This is a genomic window from Azospirillum mesophilum (genome assembly GCF_053470405.2).
Genome location: NZ_JBPXMQ020000009.1, coordinates 167,512 through 192,683, shown reverse-complemented (window position 1 = coordinate 192,683; position 25,172 = coordinate 167,512). Strand labels below are relative to the sequence as shown.

At 68.5% G+C, this 25,172-nt stretch carries 26 protein-coding genes; 10 read left to right on the top strand and 16 right to left on the bottom strand.

Annotated elements, in window-relative coordinates; genetic code table 11:
* Window positions 1-328: 328 nt before the first annotated feature.
* Genes ACSVC7_RS12045 through ACSVC7_RS12035 form a run of 3 tightly spaced genes read right to left on the bottom strand, consistent with a single transcriptional unit; the run spans window position 329 to window position 3,893 of the window.
* Window positions 329-1,507 carry a glycosyltransferase family 4 protein gene (locus ACSVC7_RS12045; RefSeq protein ID WP_448204528.1) on the bottom strand — a complete coding sequence of 393 codons (1,179 nt, stop codon included), beginning with the start codon at window positions 1,505-1,507 and terminating at the stop codon, window positions 329-331.
* Window positions 1,508-1,538: 31 nt separating this feature from the next.
* Window positions 1,539-2,423: a glycoside hydrolase family 16 protein gene (locus tag ACSVC7_RS12040; protein ID WP_448204529.1), complete on the bottom strand. Its 885-nt coding sequence runs from the start codon at window positions 2,421-2,423 to the stop codon at window positions 1,539-1,541.
* An 18-nt stretch (window positions 2,424-2,441) separates the two neighbouring features.
* The gene (locus ACSVC7_RS12035; RefSeq protein WP_448204530.1) at window positions 2,442-3,893 is read right to left on the bottom strand and encodes an oligosaccharide flippase family protein; all 1,452 of its coding nucleotides are present in this window, start codon (window positions 3,891-3,893) and stop codon (window positions 2,442-2,444) included.
* Between the two features lie 354 nt (window positions 3,894-4,247).
* On the opposite strand from ACSVC7_RS12035, the gene ACSVC7_RS12030 reads away from it, so the two are divergent.
* Together ACSVC7_RS12030 and ACSVC7_RS12025 are read left to right on the top strand one after the other, a co-directional pair.
* Entirely contained in the window at window positions 4,248-5,570 is a 1,323-nt protein-coding gene (locus tag ACSVC7_RS12030; RefSeq protein WP_448204531.1) for a glycosyltransferase, read from the top strand.
* Between the two features lie 413 nt (window positions 5,571-5,983).
* Window positions 5,984-6,733, top strand: coding sequence for a response regulator transcription factor (locus ACSVC7_RS12025; RefSeq protein WP_448204532.1), 750 nt, complete (start codon window positions 5,984-5,986; stop codon window positions 6,731-6,733).
* Window positions 6,734-6,795: 62 nt separating this feature from the next.
* On the opposite strand, the gene ACSVC7_RS12020 is transcribed toward ACSVC7_RS12025, so the two are convergent.
* From ACSVC7_RS12020 to ACSVC7_RS12010, 3 genes are all read right to left on the bottom strand, one after another.
* Window positions 6,796-7,923 (bottom strand): BON domain-containing protein, encoded by a 1,128-nt coding sequence (locus tag ACSVC7_RS12020; protein ID WP_448204533.1) that lies wholly within the window; start codon window positions 7,921-7,923, stop codon window positions 6,796-6,798.
* Window positions 7,924-8,053: 130 nt separating this feature from the next.
* On the bottom strand, window positions 8,054-8,458 hold the full coding sequence (locus ACSVC7_RS12015) for a four-helix bundle copper-binding protein (RefSeq protein ID WP_448204534.1): 405 nt from the start codon (window positions 8,456-8,458) through the stop codon (window positions 8,054-8,056).
* A gap of 15 nt (window positions 8,459-8,473) precedes the next feature.
* Window positions 8,474-8,698 (bottom strand): heavy-metal-associated domain-containing protein, encoded by a 225-nt coding sequence (locus ACSVC7_RS12010; RefSeq protein ID WP_448204535.1) that lies wholly within the window; start codon window positions 8,696-8,698, stop codon window positions 8,474-8,476.
* 153 nt (window positions 8,699-8,851) lie between these two features.
* Here ACSVC7_RS12010 and ACSVC7_RS12005 point away from each other — a divergent pair, with 153 nt between their 5' ends.
* From ACSVC7_RS12005 to ACSVC7_RS11990, 4 genes are all read left to right on the top strand, one after another.
* Complete coding sequence (locus tag ACSVC7_RS12005) at window positions 8,852-9,814, top strand: radical SAM protein (RefSeq protein ID WP_448204536.1); 963 nt, start codon at window positions 8,852-8,854, stop codon at window positions 9,812-9,814.
* A gap of 336 nt (window positions 9,815-10,150) precedes the next feature.
* Complete coding sequence (locus ACSVC7_RS12000) at window positions 10,151-11,677, top strand: ribonuclease J (protein ID WP_448204537.1); 1,527 nt, start codon at window positions 10,151-10,153, stop codon at window positions 11,675-11,677.
* Between the two features lie 45 nt (window positions 11,678-11,722).
* On the top strand, window positions 11,723-11,944 hold the full coding sequence (locus ACSVC7_RS11995; RefSeq protein WP_448204538.1) for a hypothetical protein: 222 nt from the start codon (window positions 11,723-11,725) through the stop codon (window positions 11,942-11,944).
* An 82-nt stretch (window positions 11,945-12,026) separates the two neighbouring features.
* Window positions 12,027-12,359: a hypothetical protein gene (locus ACSVC7_RS11990; protein ID WP_448204539.1), complete on the top strand. Its 333-nt coding sequence runs from the start codon at window positions 12,027-12,029 to the stop codon at window positions 12,357-12,359.
* Window positions 12,360-12,487: 128 nt separating this feature from the next.
* Here ACSVC7_RS11990 and ACSVC7_RS11985 read toward each other — a convergent pair whose 3' ends face one another.
* The 6 genes from ACSVC7_RS11985 to ACSVC7_RS11960 form a co-directional block, all read right to left on the bottom strand.
* Entirely contained in the window at window positions 12,488-12,832 is a 345-nt protein-coding gene (locus ACSVC7_RS11985) for a hypothetical protein (RefSeq protein WP_448204540.1), read from the bottom strand.
* An 83-nt stretch (window positions 12,833-12,915) separates the two neighbouring features.
* A complete protein-coding gene (locus tag ACSVC7_RS11980) occupies window positions 12,916-13,887 on the bottom strand; it encodes a hypothetical protein (RefSeq protein ID WP_448204541.1) in 972 nt (323 codons plus the stop codon).
* Window positions 13,888-14,590: 703 nt separating this feature from the next.
* Window positions 14,591-15,538 (bottom strand): substrate-binding domain-containing protein, encoded by a 948-nt coding sequence (locus ACSVC7_RS11975; protein ID WP_448204542.1) that lies wholly within the window; start codon window positions 15,536-15,538, stop codon window positions 14,591-14,593.
* Window positions 15,465-15,716 carry a hypothetical protein gene (locus tag ACSVC7_RS11970; RefSeq protein ID WP_448204543.1) on the bottom strand — a complete coding sequence of 84 codons (252 nt, stop codon included), beginning with the start codon at window positions 15,714-15,716 and terminating at the stop codon, window positions 15,465-15,467. Before ACSVC7_RS11970 ends, ACSVC7_RS11975 begins: the two co-directional genes overlap by 74 nt.
* The gene (locus ACSVC7_RS11965) at window positions 15,707-16,231 is read right to left on the bottom strand and encodes a PQQ-binding-like beta-propeller repeat protein (RefSeq protein WP_448204544.1); all 525 of its coding nucleotides are present in this window, start codon (window positions 16,229-16,231) and stop codon (window positions 15,707-15,709) included. Before ACSVC7_RS11965 ends, ACSVC7_RS11970 begins: the two co-directional genes overlap by 10 nt.
* 276 nt (window positions 16,232-16,507) lie before the next feature.
* Window positions 16,508-16,936, bottom strand: coding sequence for a hypothetical protein (locus ACSVC7_RS11960; protein ID WP_448204545.1), 429 nt, complete (start codon window positions 16,934-16,936; stop codon window positions 16,508-16,510).
* Window positions 16,937-17,047: 111 nt separating this feature from the next.
* On the opposite strand from ACSVC7_RS11960, the gene ACSVC7_RS11955 reads away from it, so the two are divergent.
* Window positions 17,048-17,824, top strand: a complete 777-nt coding sequence (locus ACSVC7_RS11955) for a DUF3750 domain-containing protein (protein ID WP_448204682.1) — start codon at window positions 17,048-17,050, stop codon at window positions 17,822-17,824.
* 211 nt (window positions 17,825-18,035) lie between these two features.
* Here the strand turns inward: ACSVC7_RS11955 and ACSVC7_RS11950 are convergent, their stop codons facing one another.
* Window positions 18,036-18,899, bottom strand: coding sequence for an LOG family protein (locus ACSVC7_RS11950; protein WP_448204546.1), 864 nt, complete (start codon window positions 18,897-18,899; stop codon window positions 18,036-18,038).
* A 149-nt stretch (window positions 18,900-19,048) separates the two neighbouring features.
* Here ACSVC7_RS11950 and ACSVC7_RS11945 point away from each other — a divergent pair, with 149 nt between their 5' ends.
* The 3 genes from ACSVC7_RS11945 (at window position 19,049) to ACSVC7_RS11935 (ending at window position 22,346) form a co-directional block, all read left to right on the top strand.
* Window positions 19,049-19,252 carry a hypothetical protein gene (locus tag ACSVC7_RS11945; protein ID WP_448204547.1) on the top strand — a complete coding sequence of 68 codons (204 nt, stop codon included), beginning with the start codon at window positions 19,049-19,051 and terminating at the stop codon, window positions 19,250-19,252.
* A gap of 98 nt (window positions 19,253-19,350) precedes the next feature.
* The gene (locus ACSVC7_RS11940) at window positions 19,351-21,798 is read left to right on the top strand and encodes a hybrid sensor histidine kinase/response regulator (protein WP_448204548.1); all 2,448 of its coding nucleotides are present in this window, start codon (window positions 19,351-19,353) and stop codon (window positions 21,796-21,798) included.
* A 47-nt stretch (window positions 21,799-21,845) separates the two neighbouring features.
* The gene (locus ACSVC7_RS11935) at window positions 21,846-22,346 is read left to right on the top strand and encodes a type 2 periplasmic-binding domain-containing protein (protein ID WP_448204549.1); all 501 of its coding nucleotides are present in this window, start codon (window positions 21,846-21,848) and stop codon (window positions 22,344-22,346) included.
* 193 nt (window positions 22,347-22,539) lie between these two features.
* On the opposite strand, the gene ACSVC7_RS11930 is transcribed toward ACSVC7_RS11935, so the two are convergent.
* The 3 genes from ACSVC7_RS11930 to ACSVC7_RS11920 all read right to left on the bottom strand — a co-directional run bounded on the left by ACSVC7_RS11930 (window position 22,540) and on the right by ACSVC7_RS11920 (window position 25,113).
* A complete protein-coding gene (locus ACSVC7_RS11930; RefSeq protein ID WP_448204550.1) occupies window positions 22,540-22,974 on the bottom strand; it encodes a group III truncated hemoglobin in 435 nt (144 codons plus the stop codon).
* A gap of 64 nt (window positions 22,975-23,038) precedes the next feature.
* Window positions 23,039-23,794 carry a hypothetical protein gene (locus tag ACSVC7_RS11925; RefSeq protein ID WP_448204551.1) on the bottom strand — a complete coding sequence of 252 codons (756 nt, stop codon included), beginning with the start codon at window positions 23,792-23,794 and terminating at the stop codon, window positions 23,039-23,041.
* Between the two features lie 131 nt (window positions 23,795-23,925).
* Window positions 23,926-25,113 carry a polysaccharide pyruvyl transferase family protein gene (locus ACSVC7_RS11920; RefSeq protein ID WP_448204552.1) on the bottom strand — a complete coding sequence of 396 codons (1,188 nt, stop codon included), beginning with the start codon at window positions 25,111-25,113 and terminating at the stop codon, window positions 23,926-23,928.
* Window positions 25,114-25,172 lie beyond the last annotated feature (59 nt).

The window sequence follows — 25,172 nt, the reverse complement described above, 5'->3', positions numbered from 1 at the left end:
AGCGTTCTCCGGCTTCGTCGTTGTGGGGACATAGACGTAAAAGTCCCCTCTCCCATCCCCGATGGGAGAGGGAGGGGCCCGCGCCGAAGGCGCGGGAGGGTGAGGGCAAGGTCCGCCCGAGAATCCTTCCTGCGCTTCACCTGGATTCTCCGCAAAACCTTGCCCTGACCCTCCCATGCTTCGCATGGGCCCCTCCCTCTCCCGCCGGAGGCGGGCGAGGGGACTTTACCCCTCCCGCACGCGCTCCGGCCGGACACGACAAAGGCGCCCACGGTGGCCGTGGGCGCCTTTTCGTTGGAGAGAGTTGCTTGGTGTGTGGTGGCCGGTGCTACGCGGCCTCCGCCGGTTCAAGCGCGGGGGTGGCGGGAAGGTTCTTCACCTCGTACAGGCACTTCTCGACATCGCCGGCGATCGCGTCCCAGCTCAGCTCGCGGTCCGCGAAGGCGCGGGCGCCGCGCGAGCAGTGCTCGTAGAGGTTCTTGTCGGTGATCAGGCGCTCCAGCGCCGCGGCCAGCGCCTCGACCGACACGGCCGACGCCAGGACGCCGGTCTCGTCCGCGCGGACCTGTTCGCACAGGCCGCCGACCGGCGTGGCGACCACCGGCTTGGCAGCGCCGTAGGCCACGGTGACGACGCCGGACTGGCTGGCCTCCAGATAGGGCAGGACCAGACAATCGACGTTGTCCAGGATGTCGCCGATCTTGTCCTCCGGAATCCAGCCGTTGTCGACGTGGACGTCGGGCAGGCGGGCGAGCTTCTCCTTGTAGGGTTGCATGTTGCCCGACCCGTAGACGTGCAGCTCGACCCGGGGATGCCGCGCCTTCACAAGCTCATAGGCGTCCAGCAGCAGCGACAGCCCCTTGTACTCCACGATGCGCCCGAAGAAGAGCAGCCGGAAGGGGCCGTTGGCCGGGTAGGGGCGCGGGCCGCGCGTCTGCGTGCCGTACTCGAAGACGCCATGTCGGGCCAGCCAGATGCGTTCCAGCGGATAGCCGCGCACGCTGTGCACCTGTTGGCGGACATGCTCGGACAGGGCGATCAGGCCGTCGGCGGCCATGAGTTCCCGCACCGCCATCTTCTCGCGGAACGGGTAATAGTCGCCGGGGTGGGCCACCGCGTCGTGGACGATGTGCACGAAGGAGGCGCCGGAGCGGCGGATGGGGCGCAGCATCGTGGGGTGCCAGATGGTCCCCATCGTGCTCAGCACGATGTCGATCTTGTTCTCCTCCAGGTAGCGGCCGAAGGAGCCGCCCAGCGCCATGACGCGCGGGACGGCCAGGGCCGCGTCCAGGATCCCCTTCAGCGACCCCCGCTGGCCCTGCAGCACGTCGATGTGGAACCCCGGCAGCCCGAGTTCCTGGCTCGCCTCGAACAATTCCGACTGTTTGGGCAGGGACAGATGCAGGTTGAAGTTGCCGCGGTCCTTCAGGGCGCGCGCGAGTTCCAGGGTGAACTTCGGTCCTCCCCCCGTCCGGCCCCAATGCCACAAAAGAAGAGACATCGCCATGACCAAACTCCTGAGACAGTATGCTGTCGGTTTATCGATGTTCCGGCAGGGCGTAGGCCCTTACATAGTCGACGACGAGTTCCGCCGGGAATGATGTCGAGGCATCCGGATTGCCCGGCCATTTCCCCCCGACCGCAAGGTTCAGCACCAGATACATGGGCTGGTGCATGTCGGCGGGCGTGGGGACCTGGCGCACGGGGCGCCCGTCGAAGAACCACGTCAGCTTCTCCCGTTCCCAGAGAAGCCCATAGACGTGGAAGTCCGCCGACAGGTCCGGAACCTTGACCGTCTCCGTGCTCGATTCCTCCCGGCCCGACGCCTTGGTGTGATAGCTGACGTGCAGCGACCGTGTGTCGTGCCCCAGCACCTCGAACACGTCGACCTCGGGCGGCCACTTTCCGGTGACCGGCAACAGCCAGAAGGCCGGCCACAAGCCGCGGCCCCGCGGCATCTTGGCCCTCGTCTCGAAATATCCGTAAACTTGCGAGAAGAACGGCTCCGTGTTCAACAGCCCGGAGGTATAGCGCTGCCCGCCCAATCGCTCCGCCACGGACGGCGGCGCGCGGTCCGCGGTGATGACCAGATGGCCGTCGGCGGTCCGGAAGGGGTCGATCCCCAGCGGCTCCTTGCCCTTGAAGGCGTGGTCCGGATAGCCGGCGAAGGAGGATTCGACGTAGAGCTGAAGCTCCTTGTTGCCGGGAATGAAGCGGCCGCCCCACAGGAACCTGGTGTTCCAGCGGGAGCGGGCGACGTCGAAGTCCGTGAAGTCCTCGTTCAGCACCAGCGGCCAGGAGGCCGCCGGCACCGACGCGGGTTCCGCCAGCTTCGGGGGCGGCGTCGCCCGGCCGGCCGCGACGAACACCGCCAGGCAGGCGCCGGCGACGCCGACGAGGAGGATGCGCTTGAGGTTTTTCACCGCACCTGATGCCCCTCCTTACGGGCTTTCTTGGCCGGCGACGCGGAAACGCGCGGCCAGACGAGCGTTGATCCAGGCCCTCATGCCCGCGAGGTCGCAGACATAGAGGACGGCGAGGTAGGCGATGCCGCCCAGCAGGCCGACGCAGACGAGGTTGGCCGCCGGCGGCAGCGGGAACTCCAGCTTCAGGACCGCGGCCATCGCCACGCCGGCCAGCACGATCTTCGCGATGCCGGCGGCCGGCAGCGGTGTCGGAATGCTGCGATCGCGGGCGACGAGGAAGGTCAGGTACAGGATGGCGTAGGCGATCACCGTCGCGTAGGCCGCCCCCACCGCCCCGAAGCGCGGGATCAGCAGCAGGTTGAGCCCGACGTTGAGCACGGCGGCGATGGTCCACTCCGCCGCCAGCACCAGCGTGCGCTTCGACAGGTGGAAGTTGTAGTCGAGGTAGTAGAGCCGGAACCCGCCAATCATCGTCGCCAGACCGACCAGCGGCATGATCTCCGTCGACAGCGCGGCGTAATGCTCGCCCAGCACGAGGTGGGACACGTCGGCGGCCAGCACCGTCTCGCCGATCAGGATCGGCACGCCCAGCGCCAGCAGGATGGTCGCCGCGTGGCTCAGCAACGGCCGGGCCGCGTCGCCGCCGCCCCGCTCGAAGGTGCGCACAGCCATCGGCAGCGCGGCCGAGGACATGGCCGACAGGGCCAGCGTGAAGGGCCGGGACGCGAGGTCGTAGACGAGCGCGTATTTGCCCGCGATCTCCGGCCCCATCAGGTGGTAGAGCAGCAGCCGGTCGGACGCCTCGACGACCCAGAGCAACCCCAGGGTGCTGGCGACCGGGATGCCGTAGACGGCGATCAGGCGGACGTTGCGCACGCACAGGGTCGGCGCCACCCGCAGCGCGGCGACGAAGCGCTGGGACAAGGCCAGCGCCACGACGCACGACGCGATGGACGCGCCGATCAGCCCGAGGACGCTCGGGTACAGGTAGCCCAGCACGACGCCGCAGAGGAACATGCAGCCCACGCGGGCAACCAGCGTGATCATGAAGGGCCGCGTCATCACCCGCGAGGTGAGATACTGGAGCGTCACGCCCAGCCAGCCCTGCACCATCGCCAGCAACGCGGCGTAGATCAGGAAGCCCGAGGTGTACTCCGGGTTCACGAGCGCGAACACGCCGACTCCGGCCGCGATCACGGCGCAGGCGCCCAGGTAGAGCGCGACGACGCTGCCCAGGAAGGCGCGCGCCTCCCCGGACTCCGACGGCAGCAGGCGCAACACGGACGAGCCGAGCCATGTGAAGCAGATGGCCTCGATGATCATCGCCGAGCTGACGACCACCGCGAAGTCGCCGTAGATCGCCGGCGGGATGATCCGCGAGAAGATGATCGTCGTGGCGACGCCGATCACGGCCACGCTCGCCCGAACGGCCATATAGATGCCGGTGTTCTTGACCAAGTCGTTCATGGGCCTGCCAAGACAAAGGGTGCGGCTTGGAAATCCGGCGGGGGGCGACGGGCGCCCGCCCCGCCCGCTCTTTTTATGGAGGGCGGCCTTGCGTGCCGCTCCCCATAAAGAGCGGGTGGGGTGGGTCCGCTCGCAAGATCAAAATCGGTATTCTACCCCTTAAGGTCGGCTGGACTCTCCCTATGCACTCGGAAATGGCCGACCCAACTGGCATTTCGAGGAAGGCGCTTCGTCCGCGTTACCCTCATCAAAGGATACGGCGGTAGACACATGCCCGCTTTTTCTGGCGGTGGGAGGCCCGTTACGGTGTTCCTCAGACATACGTCGGGCTGAATTATTGAGCGAGCGCGGAACATGCGGAGAGTCTTTCCAGCCGATGCGCCGAACATTCTCGTGCTGTCACGGGGCGCCGTCGTTTCCGAGCGGGCCGGAAGCAGCACCTATTTTCTGGCGATTCTGTCCGCGCTGATCGACGCCGGCTGCGTCGTCCGGATGGTGTCGACCGAAGGCTGCCGCGCCGGGCGCAAGCCGTGGATGCGGATCATGCACGACCCGCGGCGCTTCGCCTCCTTCCAGGTGACCGGCCACCGGCAGATCGGCGACATGCTGGTGCGGTGGAATTCGCTGGGGAGCTACGCGCGCGCCTTCGGAACCATCGGGCTGATGGCGGCCGACCGCGTCCGCCAGCGGCTGAAGCCCGGCGCACCGGCCTGGCGCAAGGCGCCGCCCTGGGACACGCGCCTGATCGACGAGCGGGAACTGGCCGTCGCCCGGCGCATGATCCGCCGGCACCGGCCCGACGTGATCATCGCCAATTACGCCTACATGACGCCGCTGTTCGACCTTCCCGAGGCGGCGGATGCGCGGAAGGTCGTGGTCATGCACGACCTGCTCTCGGCGCGGGCCGAGCTGCTGCGGGCCAGCGGCATGGAGCCCGACGCGCAGTCCTACAGCATCGAGGAGGAGGTGGCCCTGCTGAACAAGGCCGACCACATCCTGGCGATCCAGCCGGAGGAGCAGGCGATCCTCCGCGCCCGCCTGCCCAACGCCGACATCATCCTGGCCCCCATGCCGGCCATGCCGCGCCCGGCACCCGCTCACCCGCAGCAGCCCGGCCGCTGCCTGTTCGTCGGCACCAAGAACCCGCTCAACCAGCAAGGGCTGAGCGCCTTCCTGGAGCATGGCTGGCCGGCCGTGCGGCGGCGGGTGCCGAACGCGACCCTGCACGTCTGCGGGCAGGTGTGCGGGGCCTTCGCCGAGGTGCCGGACGGGGTGGTGCTGCGCGGGATCGTGCCCGACCTCGACGCCGAATACGACGCGGCGGAGGTCAGCGTCGTGCCGATCTTCGCCGGCACCGGCCTGAAGGTGAAGCTGGTCGAGGCCATCGGGCAGGGGCGCGCCATCGTCACCACCACCCACGCCACGCGCGGGCTGGAGGATGTGCTGAACGGCGCCGTAGAGATCACGGACTCGCCGGAGCGGATGGGGGAGATCGTCGCCGACATCCTCGAGTCGCCGGACCGGCGGCGGGCGATGGAACAGGCGACGCGCGCGGTCGCCGATGGGGCGCTGTCGCCGCAGTCCTGCTTCCACGGCCTTCTCGACGTTGCGCAGCGCAGCCGCCGGGTCGCCGCGCCGGCCCCGGACGCGGGATTCCTCCAGCCGCAACGCCTATGACGGTCCCTATGACGGAAGCGGCCTCATCACAAAGGAGGGGATCCGAGTTGGGGAGGGCGTGACCGCGCTACCTTGAGCGGAAGCGGACGCCATACCACTACGCCCTCCCCCTCATCGAAGTGCGCATTTACGGCCTGTCCATTGTTGCGTATCCTGTTCATCAATAAGGCAGCGCGTGCGCACAATAATGGCAACCGGAAAGGTTGCGAAACGAGAGACGTGGCGCAGGACGCCGGCCATGCCGACAAGAAAAACCTGAACAAACGGCGGGGATGATCTCTTCCGCCTCATCCGGCCGCATGCATCCGGGCCGGCCGCCATGGCCGGGCTGGGGGGAGCATGCCGCCGGAAGGGCGGGTCGACCACGGAAACCGCCGTGAACGGCGCGGGGTTGCCAAACGGAGGGAGCAAGGATGACGAACAACGGGCCAGCCCATCCCGCACTCACCCTGGTGTTCGCCGACGCGAACACGCTGACGCGTGATTGCTTCTCGCTGAGCCTCAGGACCATCGACGGCGCCATCACCGTTCATCCCGTTCCGTCGCTTGCGGCGGCCGGGGCGCTGGCCGAGCGCGTCTCCGGGGTGGACGCCGTGCTGTACAACATCGGGTCGGAACCGGAGATGACGGCGGAGTTGGCCGCCGCGATCCAAACGGCCATGGCCGCCTTCCACCCGGCGCCGCTGATCATGATTTCCGATCGCGACGACATCGACATGATCCTGGAATGCCTGCGTCTGGGCATCCGCGGCTACATCGTGGCGAGCCTGGGCCTGAGCGTCGCGCTGGAGGCGATCCGCCTCGTGGTCGCCGGCGGGACCTTCATTCCGGCGACCTCGCTGCACAAGCTCACCAACCCGTGCGCGCCGCGCGCGCCCGCGCCGGCGGGCGGCGGTGCGTCTGACAACATCGGCGGCCTGACCCCGCGGGAAATGGCGGTGCTGAACTGTCTGCGCGAAGGCAAGTCGAACAAGATCATCGCCTACCAGCTGGGCATGTGCGAGAACACGGCCAAGGCCCATGTCCGCAACGTGCTGAAAAAGCTGGGCGCGACCAACCGGACGGAGGCCGCCTATCTGGCCCACACCCGGATGCCCGGCATCGGGAATTCCGGCGGGAATGTCGGCAGCGGCACCCTGCCGAAGGTGGTGAACGGCCGCTGACGGGGAACGACGCCATTCCCCGGCTGGGGGAAAAGGCGTCGTCCGAACTCGGCGCTCCAGGGTCAGCGCGTGGTGGTTCCCGTGCGGGTGGTGCTGGCGGTCGTGGTGCCGGCTGTCCCGCTCATGCCGGAGGAACCCGTGTTTCCGCTGCCCATGATGCCCGTGCCGCCGGTGCCGAGCCCGGCCATGGCCGACGCTCCGGCGGTGGTGCCCGTGCCGCCGTAGCTCTGCTGGCGGACGCGCAGGTTGTTCTGCACATGGCGGACGCCGGAGATCGATTCCGCGACGTCTTCCGCCCGGCGTTTGGTGCGGCGGTCATCGACCGTGCCGGACAGCGTGACTTCGCAGTTGCTGACCGTGATGTCGATTTCCGACGCGTCGACGTAGGGGTCGTCGGTCAGCCGGTCGCTGACGTCCTCGCGGATCCGCTCGTCGGAGCGGGTGTAGCCGCGCGGGCCGCGTCCCCGGTGGTGCTGCGCGCCCTGGTCGCCGCGGGCGGCGTCCATCTGGCGGCGGCGCGACGCGTCGTCGTCGCCGAACCAGGAGGCCATCTCGTCCCCGGCCCGTTCGAAAAAGCCGCGATCCTCGCCACGGCCGCGATAACCGCCGTAATCCCGGCTGCCATAGCCACGGCTTCCGTAATCCCGGCTGCCGTAGTCGGACCGGCCGAAGCCGCCGTAGCTGCCCGTCCCGAAATCCTGGCCGTAGTCGCCGCGCGACTCATAATTGCGGGACCCGTAATTTTGGGATCCCCAGTCCTGCGAGCCATAGCCCTGGCCGAAGGAGCCGCGCTCGCGCCCGCCCCCGAACTGGCCGCCATACTGACCGGATCCATACTGGCCGGATCCGTACTGGCTTCCGCCGGACTGTCCGTAGCCCTCGCGACCCTCCGGCTGGCGCCAGTATTCGCGGCCGTAGTCGTAGCCCTCGCGGCCGTAACCCTCGTAGCCGAAACCGGGCTGGCGACCGCGCTCGCTCCCCATCATACCGCTGCCCGACATGCTGCCGCGGCCGGAATGGCCGAAGTCCTCGCGGCCGTAGCGCTGGAACTCGCCGCCGCGCGAATCGCGGCCTTCGTTGCGCCAGCGGTCGCGTCCCCACTGCTGATCGCGATCGTCGCGGCCGTAGCCCTGGCCGTAACCCTGGCCATAACCCTGTTCGTTCCTCCACCGAGTGTCGTAGTCTGACATGGGATTCTCCCCTGTTGCCGACATTGCCCATGGCCCCGGTGGCCGTCGTCCGGTCCCCGGGTCATGGAAGCCCGTTGGCCGGGCACGCGCAGACAACAGGGGCGAGGGCGAAGGGTCGCGGAAAAAGCGGCTACGGCGTCACGGTGGCGCTGGCCTCGCGGCAGGATTTCTCGCAGCGGCGGCAGGACTCCGCGCAGATCCGGCAATGCTCGTGATGGCCGGCGTGGCGCTCGCATTCCTCGGCGCACAGGCGGCAGGCCGCCTCGCAGGCCTGGAGCATGCGGCGGATCACCTCCTCGTTGGAACCGGTCCGGCGCGACGCCACCGCCCCCGTCGCAAGACAGACGTCCGCGCAGTCGAGGTCGAGCCGGATGCACTGGCGGAGCTGCTGGACCATGTCCTCCGCCAGACAGGCGTCGGCGCAGGACAGGCAGACCTGGGCGCAGGCGTAGCACTCCTCGATGCAGCGGATCAGGGCGTCGTTGACGTTGCCCTTCACCTCCGGATGGGCGGCGATCATCGCGCGCGCGTTCATGGTCTCTCTCCTTCGTCAGGCGGTTTCGGTGACGTGATAGCCGGCCTCCTCGATGGCGCGTTTCACGGTGCTCTGGTCGGCGTTGCCCTCGACCGTGACTTCGCCGGTGTCCAGGTCCACCAGGGCCCGCTCCACGGCGGGAAGCGCTTCGACTGCCTTGGTCACGGCTTGGGCGCAGCTCCCGCAGGTCATGCCGGTCACTTTCAGGGTCTGCACGGGGCCTTGCGTGTGGGTTTGCATGCGGGGGATTCTCCGTTGCCTCTCCCGATGCAAACCACCGTGCCAAGTCCGGGTTCCGTGAATGGGGCGGCGTGACCACACGGATTTGTGAATGGTGCTCGGCGCGGGCCACCCTACCGTCATTGAACCGACGCCGATGGGGACACGCACCGCATGACGCCGACCGTCGCCAAGTTCGCCGACCCCGACTGGACCGCCAAGGGCGAGCGCCGGGCGAGCGTGCCGCTGTCCGGGCTGCGGACGCTGTGGTTCAACACGGGCAGCCTGTGCAACATCACCTGCGGCCACTGCTACATCGACTCCAGCCCCCGCAACGACCGGCTGGCCTATCTCGACCCCGCCGACGTGATCCCCTTTCTGGACGAGATCGCGGCGGACGGCCTGCCGACGCGCGAGATCGGCTTCACGGGCGGCGAGCCCTTCCTGAACCCGCGCATGGCGGAACTGGCGGAGTTGTGCCTCGCCCGCGGGTTCGAGGTGCTGATCCTGACCAACGCCATGCGCCCGATGCGACGCCCCCAGATCCGCGACGCGCTGCTGGCTTTACGCGGCCGGTACGGGGCGGCGCTGCGACTGCGGGTCAGCCTGGACCATCCCACGGCCGCCCTGCACGACGCGGAGCGCGGCGCCGGCAGCTTCGCCGAGGCGCTTGCCGGGCTGGAGTGGCTGGTCCGCAAGGGCTTCGCCGTCGCCGTCGCCGGGCGCACCCGCTGGGGCGGAGCGGAGGGGGATCTGCGCGCCGCCTACGCCCGCCTGTTCGCCGAACGGGGCTTGGACCTGGATGCGCACGACCCACATAGGCTGGTGCTGTTCCCCGAGATGGACGAGGTCGCCGAGGTGCCGGAGATCACCACGGCCTGCTGGGGCATCCTGGGCCTGAAGCCCGAGGCGATGATGTGCGCCAGCAGCCGCATGGTGGTGAAGCGCCGGGGGGAGCCGCGCGCCGTGGTGCTGCCCTGCACGCTGCTGCCCTACGATCCGCGCTTTGAGATGGGGCACAGCCTGGCGGAAGCGGCGCGCGCCGACGGAGGCCAGTTCAACCGCGGAGCGGTGAAGCTGAACCACAGGCATTGCGCCAAATTCTGCGTTCTCGGCGGCGGGTCCTGCTCCGCGTGACAATCGTCGGACCGGCGAACGGGTCGCTCCCTTGAATCAGCCGCGAAGAGGAACATATAGGGTTCGTCGCCGTTACGGACTTGCTGGTTTACGGTAGTTTTTACGGCGACCCCGCTTCCGGGCCGTTATTCGGCGATTGACCAAAGCCGTCGCCTGCTTTATTGGCTCGAATCCCCTCCTCCCCGGCCCGGATCGGCCGGCTGCCTCGACACCTCCCCAGTGTCCTGGCGCCGCCGGCAAGACCGGGGAGGTCCCCGAATTCGCATCGCCCTTGCGATGCACGCCCGCCCGGCAGCGTCGAATGTCGGCAGAGAGTGTAACGAAGCTGAAGGTAGAATGACGTTTGACAACAAGCGCCGCCGCGCGGCGCCGAAGGGCGGAGTCCGCCCGCAGAACCACCGCCGCCCGCACGACCATGGCGGCGCCGACAAGATCAAGAAGACAACCCGGCCCCCGTCTGGGCCGGTTCCCGGAAACGACGAAATCCTGTTCCTCCCGCTGGGCGGCTGCTCGCGCATCGGCATGAACATGGCGCTGTACGGCCACGCCGGGAAGTGGCTGATCGTGGACGCCGGCGTTGCCTTCATGGGCGACGAGGCGCCGGGCATCGACAGCCTGATGGCCGATCCGACCTTCATCGAGGAGCGGATGGACGACGTGGTGGGCCTCGTCGTCACCCACGCCCACGAGGACCACATCGGTGCGATCCACCACCTGTGGCCGCGCTTGGAATGCCCGATCTACGCCACCCCTTTCGCCGCGCACGTCATCCGCGACCGGCTGAAGGAGACGGGGGCGCTGCGCCACGTCCGCATCCGCGTGTTCGAGCCGGGTGCCGCCTTCAACGTCGGCCCGTTCGGCGTTGAGTCCATCACCGTGACCCACTCGATCCCCGAGCCGGTGTCGCTGGCGATCCGGACCAAGGCCGGCACGGTGCTGCACACCGGCGACTGGAAGTTCGACCCGAACCCGCTGGTCGGCCCGACGATGGACATCGCGGCGCTGAAGCGGCTGGGCGACGAAGGCCTGCTGGCGATGATGTGCGACAGCACCAACGCCAATGTCGACGGCTCCACGGGGTCGGAAGCGGACGCCCGCGCCGGCCTGATGGAGGCCTTCCGGGGCCGCAAGGGGGCCATCGCGGTGACCGGCTTCGCGTCCAACGTGGCGCGCATGCAGGCCGTCGCCGAGGCCGCCGCCGCCAACGACCGCAAGGTCGTGCTGGTCGGCCGCTCCATGCTGCGCATGGAAAAGGCGGCGCGCGCCAGCGGCTATCTGGAGAACGCGCCGGAGTTCATCAGCATCATGGAGGCGTCCTGGACGCCGCGCCGGAACCTCGTGTTCCTGTGCACCGGCAGCCAGGGCGAGGAGCGCGCGGCACTGAGCCGTCTCGCCCGCGACTGCCACCAGGATCTGTGGCTGGAGCAGGGCGACACGGTGATCTTCTCCGCCCGCGCCATCCCCGGCAACGAGGTGATCCTGGCCGACATCCAGGACCATCTGCGCGGCAAGGGCGTGGCGATCGTGACCCCGGCCGACGCGCCGGTCCACGTTTCCGGCCACCCGAAGCGGGACGATCTGGTCCGCATGTACGACCTCGTCCGTCCGCGCTTCGCCGTTCCGGTGCACGGCACGATGGAGCATCTGGAGGCGCACGCCCGCCTCGCCCGCGGCTGCGGCGTGGAACGGGCGCTGATCCCGGAGGACGGCGACATCCTGCGGATTGCCAAGGAAGGCACCGCCGTGGTCGGCCACATCGAGGCCAAGCGCCTCGCCAACAACGGGCGGGAGCTGATTCCCTGGGCGGGCTTCCCCGTCGAGGAGGAGGCGACCGTCCAGAACGTCGAACGGCTGGCCGCGTAAGGCGGCCGTTCCATTTTTTCGGGCGATCCTCGAAGGAGGAGGATCATGGCACAGCATCATCCGACCTGGTCGTTCAAGATCCCGCGGAGCGCGGCGCTGGAAGGCGCCGCCCGCAGCATCACCCTGTATTACGAGGCCGCCGGCCTGCGCAGCGGTTGGGCCGTCATGGTGGACGGCCGGACCGTGGCGACCTGCCCGGACCTGGTCACGGCCCAGGAGCGGGCCTTGCGCCTCGCCCAGCAGACACCCACGCAGAAGGCTGCCTGACACCCGTCCTGACACCCGGCCCGGCCCAACTCGGCCGACCGGGGCGGGCGCCGCTTGCCTCTAGACCACCGGAGAGTTGCCCATGGCTGGCTATCCCGCCGACCGGCTTTCCTTCCCCGACATCCTCGATCCGGTGCTTGAGGCGCCGGACGGCGACGAAGCCGCCCTCGAGCAGGCCATCAACGAGGTGGCCGAGGCGCTGGCCGACAGCGGAACCCTGATCGTCGACGCGCTCGGCCGCGCCGCCTACGGCGTGACCGACGAGGAAGCCGTGCTCGGCCTGATCGACACCTACATCCGCGTCCTCCTCCACCTCGGCGAGGTCGAGGAGGCGGCGGAGCTGGGCGACGTCATCGAGCGCATCCACAACTTCCAGAACCGCCGCAAACGCCGCGGGTCGCGGCGTACGGCGTAACCGCTTGCCCCCTCCCTAACCCTCCCCCGCTGCGCGGTGGACGGGACTGCCGCCGCTCCGCGTATCACTCCCTCTCCCGCGAAGCGGGGGAGGGTCGGGGAGGGGGCATCGGTTCCCAGACCCTCCACTCACACCGGCGGAACCGCCGTTCCGCTCGCCACCCCACTCGCCAACCACTTTGTCGCCAGCGCGCGGAGGCGGCCGGTCTGCTGGCGCTGGCGGTGGGTCGAGATGGCGTATCCGGCCCAGGTGAAGCCGACGATGACCACCCAGAAGGCCGCCAGATAGCGCCAGTCGCCGCCGGCCACCAGCAGCACCAGCAAGACCAGCGTCACGACCGCCACCACCACCCAGCAGACGATGCGGGTGCGGCGGAAGGCGGCCTCGTCGCTCTGTTCGAATTCCTCGGCCAGCGCCTGAATTTCCAACCCGGCCTGCCGCCGGGCCTCGGCCACGGGGTCCAACGCATCCATGACGGCTCCTTCCCATCCTTCTCGTCTGACCGGAAGAACACGCGAAACGTCCGGGTGAGCCACGATCGGTGTTTTTCAGGAGCCTACCGGCCGCCGCAGACCCGGCGGCGGCGCTGCGGCTCGCCGAAGTGGTCGAGCGCCTGGGTCAGCGCGTCCTCGAACACCTCCTCCTTCTCGGTGAAATAGTCGAAGTAGCCGTAGTGGCGGCGCAGCGGCAGTTCGGTCAGGCTGCGGATGCGGTAGGCGGGGTCGTTCAGGGTGCCGCGCTCCATCAGGTCGATGACGCGGCGCAGGCGCGCCACCTCCGCCTTGTAGGAGTTGGCGAACCACTGGCGGATCTTCCAGTTCTCCACCTCAAGCTGGTTCTTCGGCACCGGCCCGATCCAGGACACGGGGAAGGGGGCGGCGACCGTGACCTCGTCGAAGCCGTGCAACTCCGCCAGGATGACGCTGCGGTGGTAGGCGCCGTCGATCAGGCCGCGCGGGGCCTCCTCGAAGCCGTAGAGGTAGAGCCACAGGGCGCTCTGCACCGCGTCGGCGGTGATGTCCTCCAGCCCGACTTCGCCGGCCATCAGGCGGCGGGCGGCGGGGTTGCCGTGCAGCACGCCCTCGCCGGCGCGGTAGTCGTAGGTGTTGAAGACGACGCCCACCTCGGCCTCGTTCAGGGTGCGGGCGATGTCGGCGGCGTGGTCGGAATCGCGCACCGGCGCGTATTGGCGGGCCGGCATCAGCCGCTCCAGCATCGCGTCCGGCGACAGCGGCACGTCCAGCCAGCGCCGGGCATGCTCGTGGAAGGTCGGGCGGAACACGCCGGCATGGCCGAACATGGCCGTCTGCCACGCCTGGAGCAGGCCCCCCGACGCGCCCTTGTGGTTCAGGAGCAGGCTGCGAACGTCCTCGCCGCGCAGCCATGCGGCCAGCACGACGATTTGGCCGGAGGTCACCGTGAACAGGTCGGGCATGGTGCCGAGGCGATCCAGCGCCGTCAGCACCCCCGCGCCGTGCAGGTTGAACCCGCCGAAGCCGCCCAGGGCGACCGCTCGTCTCTCCGTCATGAAAAAAACTCCGCACTGGAAAAAAAGTCCCCCTCGCCGCGCCGCGGGGGCGCGGGCGGAGGCTTGCAATCGATAACTGAAGGGGTGTTTTAGACCCGCCGTCCGCGCAGGCGTTCGGCGTTGCGCCGGATTTGGCGCTCTTCCCGAGGGGTGGGCCAAGGAGTGGGAAGCGAGGATGCAAAGGTCGGATGCGTGTTCATAGAGACCTCCTCACGGTCGAGAAGGCGTCTCCCCCAAGGATGGGTTCTTGTTTTTGCTGCACTGCACAAGATGGGTCAGCGTTCCTGCCGAGTCAAGGCTGGTCTCAGAAATGCCCCAGGGTGATGGCCCTTCCATTCCCTCTCCCCTCCGGGGAGAGGGTTAGGGTGAGGGGGTTGCACGTTGGGGAACGTCCGGCAAAAGCGCAACCCCCTCACCGGCCCTCCGGGCCACCCTCTCCCCAGAGGGGAGGGGGTTGATAGACATGCGGTATAGGCATATCGGGCGTTGGGCATCGTTGGGCGGATTGTGCAGCGTGCGCGCTCTGCACAATGGGTGAAGATGGCGCTTTTCCGTGCTGTATCAACGCATTGCGGGCAATCGTCGGTGTGCGGTCGTTGTGCAGGCTTTGCACAACGATGTGCGTGCGCACGAATGGACGCTATGCGATCAAGGCATGGGTTGGGAGTTGATGGAACCAGAGTAGCGGGATCGCGGAAACGGATCAAGAACGGGGTTTCGGCGCGTTGCGCGGCGGGTCCAGGCGGGGCACGCCGTAGTCGGCCAGGATGGCGTCGATGGCCGCGCGGTTGCGGTCCAGCGCGTCGGAGATGGCGTCGAACAGCTCCGAATCCCCGCGCCGCAGGCCCATGGAGATGTCGAAGGCCATGGGGGACAGCGGCCCGTCGGTTTGCGGCGTCACGGGGACCAGGGCCAGCGGAACCGGCATGCGTTGGGCGAAATAGCCGGCGACCGGTCCCCAGACCATCGCCACGTCCACCTCGTCCTTCGCCACGGCGTCGAGGATGCTCGCGGGGCCGTCCTCCCGCCTGTAGTCGCCGTAGACCATGTAGCCTCGGACGTTCCCGACGATGCCCCGCCGCGTCAGCGCGTGGGCCGGCGGTGTGTTGGAGAAGTCGTCGCCGATCATCTGCACGCCGATGCGCAGGTCGTGCAGCCGCGGTTCGTCGAAGGAGGCGACGGCCGACCCGCCGTCCCTCCGCGTCACGAACACATAGCCGGAGCGGTAGTAGGGAGCGGTCGCCGCGACGGATTGCAGGGCGCTCGGCACCCCGGGGATGAGGTCGCACAGCCCCGCCTTCAGCGTGTTGCGGATGTGCCCCCGCCGCTGCGGCCACCAGGTGTAGGTGACCGGCACGCCGAGGTCGGCGGCGAGAAGTTCGACGATCTTGTTTTCGAAGCCTTCGCGCTTCTCGTTGGAGAAGGGGAGGTTGTTGGGATCGGCGCAGACGCGCAGGTCGGTGAGGGGGGATGAGGAGGCGGGGGTAGGGATGGTGAGTTGGAGGAGAAGTGCGGCGACACTTGCCCCCTCCCTAACCCTCCCCCGCTCTCGGCGGACCGAAGGTCCGCCTGCCGCGTCAGCGCAAACCAAAGGTTTGCGCGAGAGCTTCGAGGGAGAGGGGACTGCCGCCGCATTGCCCTCCACCGCCATAGGCGGGGGAGGGAGGGACCCACGTGTGCGGGATGTAGACGATGCCGGTCTTGGGCGAGAAGGCCGACGGGTTCCAGTCCTTGGCGCCGGGGGCCGTCGGGCAGATGTCGCGCACCACCTTGCCGACGCGGGGGTGCTTTTCCTCGTTGTATTCGATCAGGCCGGTCTTCAGGTCCACGCTCTTGGTGCTGTTGACCGGGAAATAGGGGCGGCGGCCAGCACCTCGCCGCTGGTGCGGTCGATGACGTAGAGGTAGCCGTTGCGCTCCGGCCGGATCAGCGCCTTGCGGGTCTGGCCCTGCCAGGGCAGGTCGACCAGGATGATCTCGTTGATGCCGTCGTAGTCGTAGAGGTCGTGCGGCACCGCCCGGTAGAACCAGCGCGCCTGCCCGGTGTCCGGGTTGCGCGCGAAAATGCCGCCGGTCCATTTGTTGTCGCCCGGCCGCTGCTCCGGGTTCCAGGGGCCGGGATTGCCGGTGCCGTGGTAGATCAGGTCAAGCTCCGGGTCGTAGCTGATCCAGCCCCAGACCGTGCCGCCGCCGATCTCCCACGCGTTGGGCGGCCATGTGCTGACGCCCAGGTCCTTGCCCTTTTCCTTGTCGTAGAAGGGCTGGTAGTCGGCGCCGATCAGCACGTCCTTGTCGGGGCCGGTGTTGTAGGCGCGCCAGACGATCTTGCCGGTGTTGGCGTCCACGGCGACGGTCTGGGCGTCCAGCGTGTTGATGAAGACCTTGCCGTCGGCGAAGGCGCGGCCCGCGGTTCACATAGTCGCAGCAGGCCACCCCCTGCGCGGAGGCCGCCGGCCACGGCCAACAGCAGCGAAAGCCAGACGGACGGCGTCTTCAAGGTCTTCTTCCTTGCCCGTGCGGTTCACTCTTGAACTGCACAACAACAAGGCAGAGTTCGTATTCCTAATACGGACGATTCACCGCCTTACCATTAGGAATACGGGCAGGGCGGCGCGTCCGCCCTACCGTTCCTGAAGCCATTCCGCGATGACGAAGGCGGGCAGGCGCTCCAGCGCGGAGTCGTCGCGCCCGGTCTCGGCCTGCCAGTCCCGGTGCCGGTCGAGCGCGTGGCGCAGCAGGTCGGCGCGCCGGGGGGCGGGTACGGCGGCGAGGGCGGTGTCCAGGCTGGTCAGGTAGGGCGGGAATTCCGCATCGGGGCCGGCCAGCCCGCGCTCCTGCCCGTCGGGGTCGAACCAGGCCTCGGCGGCGGTCGTGTCGGCCATGGGCGGCACCACCATGCCGCCGACATAGCCCGTGGGCTGCACGACCTTCCAGCCCTTCTGGCTCGGCCCCGTCGTCCAGCCGAGCGCCCGCGCGACCTCCGCCGTCGCGGCGCGGGTCGGAGCCTGCCGGGTGATGCGCTCGATAAGGTCGGGCGGGACAGCGGACATAGGTGTTCCTCCGAGGGGGTGGTAGGCCGACCGGATCGTTCCGATCTTACCTACGAACAAGAATGGGGACCGGCACGCCGGACGCAAGCGGGACAAGAGGGGCGGTTGAGAGTGCTGTTGGGGTTTTTGCTGGTGTTGGCCCTGCTGCTGGCGGGGCCGTTTTTCGTGATGGCGTCCGGCGCGGTGCCCATGACCGTCGATTGGACGCGCGCCGACCGCAGCCCCGTCGGGCTGGCGCCGGAGCCGGCCACGACGCCGGAAGCGGTGGTCCAGGTCTACGCGGCGCGCGCCCTGTCCTGGCGCGGCGCCTTCGGCACGCACCCGTGGTTCGCGGTCAAGCCGGCGGGGGCGCGGGCCTACACGGTGTACGAGGTGGTCGGCTGGCGGGTCTACCGGGGCCTGCCGGCGGTGGCGGTCAGCAACCGCGACCCGGACGGGCGCTGGTTCGGCTCCCAGCCGGCGCTGCTGGCGGAGTTGCGCGGGGCGGAGGCCGAGGCGGCCATCCCGAAGATTGCGGAGGCCGCGCGAACCTATCCCTACGCCGGGGAGTACCGGCTGTGGCCCGGCCCGAACAGCAACACCTTTGCCGCCTGGGTCGCGCGGGCCGTGCCGGAACTGAGGCTCGACCTGCCGGCGACGGCGCTGGGCAAGGACTATCTGGGCACCAGCGTCTTCGCGCGGGCGCCCAGCGGCACCGGCTGGCAGGTCAGCCTGTTCGGCGTCGCCGGCCTGCTGGTCGCGACGGAGGAGGGGGTGGAGGTCAACCTGCTGGGGCTGACCGTCGGCATCGACCCGCTGGACCTCGCCATCAAGCTGCCGGGCATCGGACGATTCGGCTTCCGTCCGGGAGAGCCCGCCGCCGTGCCGCCGGTCGATGGGGCGGGGTGAAGGATCAACCCCTCGCCCGACGCGTAAGTGGCTGATCTAGCCCTCAAAAGTCCCTCTCCCTTGAGGGGAGAGGGGTTGGGGTGAGGGTGGCAGGCCGGCGAAGCCGGCTGGAAATCTGTTTCCCGCTTTACGGCGGTAACGACCCCTCATCCCAACCCTTCTCCCCCAAGGGGAGAAGGGCTTTTCTGTGGGGAGGGTGCAACGCCGCCGTTTACTCTTCCTCTTCCGCCGAGGACTTGCCGGTGCCGGCCGGTCCCAGGGGTGGGGTGCCGCGTTTCAGGCCGAGGTTGGTCATGCAGTCCCAGGCTTCCTCCGCCGTGTCGACGATGTCGAAGAGGTCCAGGTCGCCCGGGCTGATCATGCCGTGGTCGGCCAGCGCCTGGAAGTTGACGACCTCGTTCCAGTAGTCGCGGCCGACGAACACGATGGGCAGGCGCGAGGCCTTGTTCGTGTTGCGCAGGTTCAGGATCTCGAACGCCTCGTCGAAGGTGCCGAAGCCGCCGGGGAAGATCGCCAAGCCGTTGGCGCGCATCGCCAGATGCATCTTGCGGATGGCGAAATAATGGAAGCGGAAGGTCAGGTCCGGCGTGCTGTAGGGGTTCGGGCGCGGCTCGTGCGGCAGGCTGATGTTGAAGCCGACGCTGGGCGCGCCGGCCTCCTTGGCGCCGCGGTTGGCGGCCTCCATCAGGCCGGGGCCGCCGCCGGTGGCGATCACGTTGTCGCGCAAGCCCTCCTCCGTCGGGACGAGCGCGCCGCCGTGCTCCGACACGATGCGGCCGAACTTGCGCGCCTCCTCGTACCAGGGCACCTGCTTGGCGCGGCGTTCGGCGCGCTCCCTCTCTTCGGGAGTGCGGGCTTCGCGAAGCATGCGTTCAGCCTGCTCGGGCGAGGGAACGCGGGCGCTGCCGTAGACCACGATCGTCGAGCGTATGCCCCAGGTCTTCAGGTGCAGCTCCGGCTTGGAGTATTCGAGCATGAAGCGCACCCCGCGCATCGGCTCGCCCAGCAGGAAGTCGCGGTCCTCGAAGGCGATGCGGTAGCTGGAGGATTCGTGGTTCGGCGTGCTGTCCGGCATTCTCGGCTCCAGGCAGGGGGAGGGAGGTCCTTTTTAAACCAAGTGGGGACGGCGTCGCGTCATTTCCGCGCGCATCGCCGCAAGAGGCGGAACCGGGCGCGTCAGGGGATGTTTCGAAAGGGAAGGATCGCCACAACGAGGAGTGCCCAATGACCAAGTCCATGCCGCCGGTGCCGCCCGAGGGGCGCAGCGATAAAGGTCCCGGAAGCAGCGGCCCCGGAAGCAGCCCCGACGCGGAGGCGAACGACCAGGCGGCCACCAACCGCCCGGCGCCCGGCAATCTGGAACAGCAGGACCGGCAGGGCAATACGAAGCAGAATACGACCCATCAGGGCTATCAGCAGAATCGTTAGGGCCTTGGTGCAGTATCGCCCCTGTCCGGAAGAGCGCACTCAGCTTTGTGCCGATTTGCTAAGTTTTTGTGCACGAAAGATCTGAGCAAGGGACAGCATTGAACAGCATCGTGCCGCCTTGGCCGGTCAACGAGCTTGCCCGCATCGACAAGCTCAAGGGCTACGGCGTGCTCGACACCCCGCCGGAGCCCGTCTTCGACCGCCTGACGCGTCTCGCCTCCCGCCATTTCGGCGTGCCGATCGCGCTCGTCAATCTGGTGGACGAGACGCGTCAGTGGTGCAAGGCCCGCTTTGGCCTGGACGAGTCGGCCATCGAACGGCGGATTTCCTTCTGCTCCTTCACCATCCTGGAAGATCAGGTTCTGGTCATCCCGGACACGCTGAAGGACGAGCGGTCGGCCGGGAACGAACTGGTGACCGGCCCGCCACACCTGCGCTTCTACGCCGGCGCCCCGCTGAAAACGCCGGAGGGGTTGCTGATCGGCACCTTCTGCATCATCGACACCGAGCCACACCCCGACTTCGACGCGGAGAACCGGCGGGATCTGGGGGAGTTCGCCCAGATCGCCATGCACGAGCTGGAGGCCCGCGCCGCCCAGCGCGCCACCAGCGAGGCCGAGGCGAAGCTGCTGGACAAGAACGCCCTGCTGGAAAGCATCCTGGAAAGCGCCAGCGATCCCATCTTCGCGAAGAACCGGCAGAACCGCTACACGCTGGTGAATTCCGCGATGGCCCGGCTGCTCGGCCGTCCGCGCGAGGCGTTCGTCGGGCTGTGCGCCGACGACCTGTTCCCGGCCACCGACGCCGAGCGGCTGGAGGGGCTGTGTGCGCGGGTCATGGAGACCGGGCATGAGGAAACCGCCGAGGAGGAGCTGCCCTTTCCCGGCAGCGGAGGCACGCGGGTCCTGATGATCGCGGTGATGCCGCTGCGCGACGCGGAGGGCGCCATCGTCGGTGTGGCCGGGGTGGCGCGCGACATCACCGCCCGCAAGCGCGCGGAAGAGGCGCTGAAGGCCAGCGAGGCGCGCTTCCGCACGCTGATCGACCACACGCCGCAGCTCATGTGGATCAACCGGGCGGACGGCACGACGGACTTCGTGAATTCGGAGTGGAGAAACTACACCGGCCTGACCAAGACCACCGATTTCCTGTGGAACTTCATTCACCCCGACGACCGCCAGCCGCTGCTTGATCTGCGCACGGCGGCCATCGTCGCGGGGCAGCCTTACCAGCACGAGATGCGCGTGCGGCGCGCCGATGGGGCGTGGCGGTGGCATTTCTGCCGCGTCGTGCCGATGCGCGAGAACGGCCGGCTCGTCTCCTGGATCGGCACGGCGGTGGACATCCACGACATCCGCCGCGCCCAGCAGGCCGCCGAAGAGGCGGACCGCTCCAAGGGCCGGTTCCTGGCCGCGGCCAGCCACGACCTGCGCCAGCCCATGCAGTCGATCCTGCTGTTCGCCGGGGCGCTGCGCTCCCACATCGCGGACGAGCCGGGGCGGCTCGTGCTGGACCGGCTCCAGCAGGGGCTGGACACGCTGAAGGAGCTGCTGGACACGCTGCTCGACGTCTCGCGGCTCGACGCCGGGGTGGTCGCCCCGCAGGTCGAGGAGTTCCCCATCGCCGACCTGATCGGCCAGCTGACCGCGAGCTATGCTCCCATCGCCCAGGCCAAGGGGCTGGACTGGCAGGCGATTCCCAACACGGGCATCGTGCGCAGCGACCGTGTGCTGCTCGGCCGCATGCTGCGCAACCTCGTGGACAACGCCATCCGCTACACCGAGCGCGGCCGCATCATGATCGACTGCGTTCCGCACGGCGCGCGGCTGCGCATCGAGGTGCACGACACCGGCATCGGCATCGCGTCCGAGCAGCAGGGCCGCATCTTCGAGGAGTTCCATCAGGTCGGCAACCCGGAGCGCGACCGCGACCAGGGGCTGGGGCTGGGGCTCGCCATCGTGCGCCGGCTGGCGCGGCTGCTCGACCACCCGGTGGAGGTCGTGTCCAAGCCCGGACGCGGGTCCATCTTCTCGGTCAGCGTGCCGCTGGGGCGTCAGGCCGGCGGGACGGCCCCGCCCCCTCACACCTCCCCTCACACTGTGGCCGTCCAGCCCCGGATGCCGGCGCTGTCTCCGCCGCCGTCCGGTGGGAAGGAGGAGGCAGAGCGGCGCTTCGCCGTGGTCGTGGAGGACGACGCCATCGTCATGCTGGGGCTGGCGACGATGCTGCGCGAGTGGGGCTTTGACGTGCTGACCGCCGGCGGCACCGATCAGGCGATGGCGCGGCTGCGCAACGGCGGCAAGCGACCGGACGTCGTGCTGGTCGACTACCGCCTGCGCCAGGGGCGGGTCGGCACGGAAGCCGTCCAGCGCATCCGCGCGATGTTCGACGAGCGCATCCCCGGCATCATCATCACCGGCGAGATCGGCCCGGAACCCCAACGGGACGCCGCCGCCCACCAGCTGGGGCTCATCCACAAGCCCGTCACGCCGCGCCTTTTGGAAGCGGCGCTCGCGCGCCATCTGGGAGCCATACGGTCCCGTTGACCGTTGCACCAGCGCGCATGTCGCAAGGAACGTCAGGGGAGGGCAGGGTGAAGCGTGTCGCGAAGGGGATGGTCGTGCTCGCCACGGCGGCGGTGCTGGCGGGGTGCCAGTTCCCGGGGTTCCAACAGCCGTCGCGGACGCAGACCGCGACCCTGCCGGTCCCGTCCGTGCCGAAGCCGCCGCCGGAAGAGCGCGGCATCTGGATCGTCGGCAGCCCCGCCATGGAGGGATCGGTCCGCAGCGCGTCGGACCGCTTCGGCGGCACCCCCGACACCAAGCCGCGCCTCGTCGCGGAGGGCACCAACAGCGGCTTCCGCAGCTTCTGCGCCGGGGTGGGGCTGGAGCACCCGGACATGGTCGTCTCCGACCGCCGCGTCCGCCCGGAGGAGCTGAAGCGCTGCCAGGCCAAGGGCATCACGATGACCGAGTACGAGCTTGGAGCCAGGCAGTATGTCTACGTCAAGGACGCGAACATGATGACCATCCCCGGCGTCCGCGACTTCGCGGACAGCCTGGGCGTGCCGGGGAAGCCGCTCAGGGGGACGTGAGTTTTCACCGCCCTTGCCCGCCTCGCTGGGAGAGAGGCGAGCGCATTCGGAACTATTGCCCTTCCGTAAGATTTCCGTCATCCCCGCGAAGGCGGGGATCCAGAACTTCGCACTACGTACACCAGCGGAAAACTCTGGATCCCCGCCTTCGCGGGGATGACGGGCCTTATGTAAAAAGGAAAAACCGGGCGCTTTACTGCGCCCCGGCCTGCTGCTTGCGGAAGAAGTCCACGCCCATCTGGATGCTGCGGCCGATGTTGCGGGCGCGGTCTTCGAAGAAGGCGGCGGCTGCGGGGGAGCAGACTTCGGCGGTGGTCTCGCGGAACAGGGTCAGCCAGCGGTCGAAATGCTCCGGGCCGATGTCGAAGCGGACGTGGACGGGCAGGGGGCGGCCGTCGTAGCGGTGGGTCAGCAGCGCGACCGAGGACCAGAAGTCCATCATCTTGCGCAGGTGCGGCTCCCAGTCGGTGATGGCCGCGCCGAAGATGGGACCCAGCACCGGATCCGTCATGATCTTGCCGTAGAAGGTGCGCACCAGCGCCTCGATCATCGCCTCGTCGATGCCGGTCTTGGCGACGCGCTCGGCGATGGTGGCGTCTTGTGGCGAGGGGTAGTCGGTCTGGCTCATGACGAACTGGTCCTGGATGATCCCGTGACGGAGCGTCCTATATAGCGACGCGCCCGGACGGATCCTACCCGAAGATGGCACGGGCGATGACGGCGGCGAGCAGAGCGCCGACCGCGCCGCCCATGGCCGCGGTGATCATCGGGGCGTGGGTGGGGGCCGCCTTGGCCTTCATCGCCGCGTCGAAGCCGCGCATCGTCGTGTCCATGCGCACGAGGAAGACCTCCAGCCCGTTCACGCGCTCCTTCAGCTCGGACAGCGTTTCGGCAAGCGCCGCCTGCTGCGCGGTGGCCGCGGCGCCGCCGGCCTGCTCGGCGCCGACGCGCTCCTGAAGGTCGCGGATCAGGCGGGCGAGGCCCTGCTGGGCGGCGACGATCTGCTGGTGGTCGCGCCGCGCCGCCTCCACCCCGTCGCCGATGCGCAGGAGGTGCGGGGCCAGCGTCTGCTCCAGCAGCTTTTCCTCCGCACTCGGCTGCGCGAAGGTCGCGACGGCGCCGGTGCTGGGGGCGACGACCACCGCCACCACGCGCGACGGGTCGAGCCCCGGCGGCAGGGTCAGGTCGGCCTCGAAGGCGTGGGCGCCGTCGCCGAAGCCGCCGCCCACAAGATCCTCGCGCGGGCGGTCGGCCAGCGTGCGGCCCAGCACAAGCGGGCTCCCGTCCGGGCCGTCCGCCCGGAACTCAACCTCCAGCCGGTCGGCCGGGTGGGAGCGGTCCCAGGCCCAGCCGTAGATGCGGCCGGCCTGGATCGCGTCCACGCGGCCTTCGATGACGGAGAGGTTGGCGTCGCTGAGGCCGGCTTCGTTGATGGCGGTGTCGGGCATGGCTGGTCCAACGGGAAACGGGGAGGGAAAACGGGTGGTCGTTGGGTTTCGCGGGGCTCAACCCAACCTACGGAGTTCGCGGCCGTAGGTTGGGTTGAGGCGAAGCCGAAACCCAACGACCACCCATGCCGTCAGGCGGCCTTGCGCTGCGGGGTCTTGCGCGCGGCCGGGCTGGGCATCCGGTGGGGGATGTAGTTCTCGTCCAGGAACTCCCGCATGTCGCGGTAGCGCTGGTAGAAGGTGCGGTTGAACTTCTCGAACAGGCTCTGGTCCCAGTATTCCTCCAGGACGAAGGGCTTGTTCGAATAGACGTCGTAGCAGGGGATCGCGAAGGTCTCCGCGAATTCCGCCGTGCGGCTGTCGTAGCTGAAGTAGACCGACGGCGTGCCGTTCGACAGCGCCATCAGGTTGCCGTGCAGGCGGTAGCCCAGCACGAGATCTTTCGACCGGACGATGCTCTCATAATCGGCGACGACGTCCGAGTACCACAGGCGGTTGCGGTACAGCTCGTCCATCTCCTCGTCGAAGTACCAGCTCTTCAGCCAGTTGTTCTCGTGCAGGTGCGCCCAGGCCTCGGCCTTCTGCTCGTCGGTGCCCCAGAGCAGCTTCTTCTCCTCGACCTCGCCCTGCATCATCAGCACGGTGTCGAAGCGGCGGGACATGTCCTTCACGAAGTCGCGGTGGCGCTCCAGATAGGTCTTCACGTCCGGCGAATAGTGGCTGGACACCTCGCGGCGCATGGTGATGCCGACGTTGCGCACGCTGTCCAGCGCGGGCAGGTCGATGCGCAGTTCCGGGTCGCGGTTGCGGAAGGCGGTCGGGCAGCCGACGATGCGCACGTTCTTGATGCCGAGGTCCCACAGCACTTCGGCCGTGTAGGTGCCGCGCACGCCGATCGTCGTGGACTTGTCGGCGAACATCTGCCAGATGCGCTTGCTCTCGTCCGACAGCTCGATCTTGCCCGTCGCCGGGGCCTGGGCGCCGACGCCGAAGGCGATGACGGGGATGCGCAGCTTCGACAGCACCTGCTCGGTCGCTTCCGGCCAGGTCATGTGGTTGTGGATGTAATTGGAGCCGCGCAGGAAGACGTAGTCGTATTCGGCGTTCGCCCGGTCCACCACCTCCTGCTTGAACTCACGGATCTCCACGACGTCCAGGCGATCGAAGGTCAGGAGCTTCAGCGACGAGTCGTAGACGAAGGCGTCGCCGATGTTGTGGTAATGGTTGATGCTGCGCTGAATGTTTTGATAGCCGTACCACCGCACGCAGTCATGGTCGTAGACTTCGCCGGAGGGAATCATGACCAGAATGTTCGCCAATGGAATTCTCCTGGGGATCGGGGTGTGGTGGACTGAAAGAGTATCGATGCTTTTTGCCG

What these genes read in the sequence shown, in the direction of transcription:
- ACSVC7_RS11975 (WP_448204542.1), bottom strand. Translation starts at nt 15,538, where the DNA reads ATGGCGGTGGAGGGCAATGCGGCGGCAGTCCCCTCTCCCTCGAAGCTC.
- ACSVC7_RS11925 (WP_448204551.1), bottom strand. Translation starts at nt 23,794, where the DNA reads ATGCCCGACACCGCCATCAACGAAGCCGGCCTCAGCGACGCCAACCTC.
- ACSVC7_RS11960 (WP_448204545.1), bottom strand. Translation starts at nt 16,936, where the DNA reads ATGTCCGCTGTCCCGCCCGACCTTATCGAGCGCATCACCCGGCAGGCT.
- ACSVC7_RS11930 (WP_448204550.1), bottom strand. Translation starts at nt 22,974, where the DNA reads ATGAGCCAGACCGACTACCCCTCGCCACAAGACGCCACCATCGCCGAG.
- ACSVC7_RS12020 (WP_448204533.1), bottom strand. Translation starts at nt 7,923, where the DNA reads ATGTCAGACTACGACACTCGGTGGAGGAACGAACAGGGTTATGGCCAG.
- ACSVC7_RS11980 (WP_448204541.1), bottom strand. Translation starts at nt 13,887, where the DNA reads ATGACGGAGAGACGAGCGGTCGCCCTGGGCGGCTTCGGCGGGTTCAAC.
- ACSVC7_RS11985 (WP_448204540.1), bottom strand. Translation starts at nt 12,832, where the DNA reads ATGGATGCGTTGGACCCCGTGGCCGAGGCCCGGCGGCAGGCCGGGTTG.
- ACSVC7_RS12030 (WP_448204531.1), top strand. Translation starts at nt 4,248, where the DNA reads ATGCGGAGAGTCTTTCCAGCCGATGCGCCGAACATTCTCGTGCTGTCA.
- ACSVC7_RS11990 (WP_448204539.1), top strand. Translation starts at nt 12,027, where the DNA reads ATGGCTGGCTATCCCGCCGACCGGCTTTCCTTCCCCGACATCCTCGAT.
- ACSVC7_RS11950 (WP_448204546.1), bottom strand. Translation starts at nt 18,899, where the DNA reads ATGCCGGACAGCACGCCGAACCACGAATCCTCCAGCTACCGCATCGCC.
- ACSVC7_RS12045 (WP_448204528.1), bottom strand. Translation starts at nt 1,507, where the DNA reads ATGGCGATGTCTCTTCTTTTGTGGCATTGGGGCCGGACGGGGGGAGGA.
- ACSVC7_RS12035 (WP_448204530.1), bottom strand. Translation starts at nt 3,893, where the DNA reads ATGAACGACTTGGTCAAGAACACCGGCATCTATATGGCCGTTCGGGCG.
- ACSVC7_RS12005 (WP_448204536.1), top strand. Translation starts at nt 8,852, where the DNA reads ATGACGCCGACCGTCGCCAAGTTCGCCGACCCCGACTGGACCGCCAAG.
- ACSVC7_RS12015 (WP_448204534.1), bottom strand. Translation starts at nt 8,458, where the DNA reads ATGAACGCGCGCGCGATGATCGCCGCCCATCCGGAGGTGAAGGGCAAC.
- ACSVC7_RS12010 (WP_448204535.1), bottom strand. Translation starts at nt 8,698, where the DNA reads ATGCAAACCCACACGCAAGGCCCCGTGCAGACCCTGAAAGTGACCGGC.
- ACSVC7_RS12000 (WP_448204537.1), top strand. Translation starts at nt 10,151, where the DNA reads ATGACGTTTGACAACAAGCGCCGCCGCGCGGCGCCGAAGGGCGGAGTC.
- ACSVC7_RS11945 (WP_448204547.1), top strand. Translation starts at nt 19,049, where the DNA reads ATGACCAAGTCCATGCCGCCGGTGCCGCCCGAGGGGCGCAGCGATAAA.
- ACSVC7_RS11995 (WP_448204538.1), top strand. Translation starts at nt 11,723, where the DNA reads ATGGCACAGCATCATCCGACCTGGTCGTTCAAGATCCCGCGGAGCGCG.
- ACSVC7_RS12025 (WP_448204532.1), top strand. Translation starts at nt 5,984, where the DNA reads ATGACGAACAACGGGCCAGCCCATCCCGCACTCACCCTGGTGTTCGCC.